This is a genomic window from Streptococcus sanguinis, assembly GCF_019929225.1.
Taxonomy (GTDB): Bacteria; Bacillota; Bacilli; order Lactobacillales; family Streptococcaceae; genus Streptococcus; species Streptococcus sanguinis_J.
Genome location: NZ_JAHZPA010000026.1, coordinates 1 through 648, shown reverse-complemented (window position 1 = coordinate 648; position 648 = coordinate 1). Strand labels below are relative to the sequence as shown.

1 rRNA gene is annotated in these 648 nt (G+C 49.8%); it reads right to left on the bottom strand.

From position 1 onward, the window contains the following. A 23S ribosomal RNA gene (locus tag K1I80_RS12020) occupies positions 1-648 on the bottom strand; the annotation flags it as partial.

Genomic DNA, 648 nt, shown 5'->3' with positions numbered 1-648 from the left:
ACAGGTACTAAAATTTCACCGAGTCTCTCGTTGAGACAGTGCCCAAATCATTACGCCTTTCGTGCGGGTCGGAACTTACCCGACAAGGAATTTCGCTACCTTAGGACCGTTATAGTTACGGCCGCCGTTTACTGGGGCTTCAATTCATACCTTCGCGTTACCGCTAAGCACTCCTCTTAACCTTCCAGCACCGGGCAGGCGTCACCCCCTATACATCATCTTACGATTTAGCAGAGAGCTGTGTTTTTGATAAACAGTTGCTTGGGCCTATTCACTGCGGCTGACTTAAGTCAGCACCCCTTCTCCCGAAGTTACGGGGTCATTTTGCCGAGTTCCTTAACGAGAGTTCTCTCGCTCACCTGAGGCTACTCGCCTCGACTACCTGTGTCGGTTTGCGGTACGGGTAGAGTATGATACAACGCTAGAAGCTTTTCTTGGCAGTGTGACATCACTCACTCGCTACTAAACTTCGCTCCCCATCACAGCTCAACGTTACAGGTATAAGCATTTGACTCATACCACGCCTTACTGCTTAGACGTACATCCATTCGTACGCACGAGTTAGCCTACTGCGTCCCTCCATCACTTCATACTCTAGTACAGGAATCTCAACCTGTTGGCCATCGGATACACCTTTCGGTCTCTCCT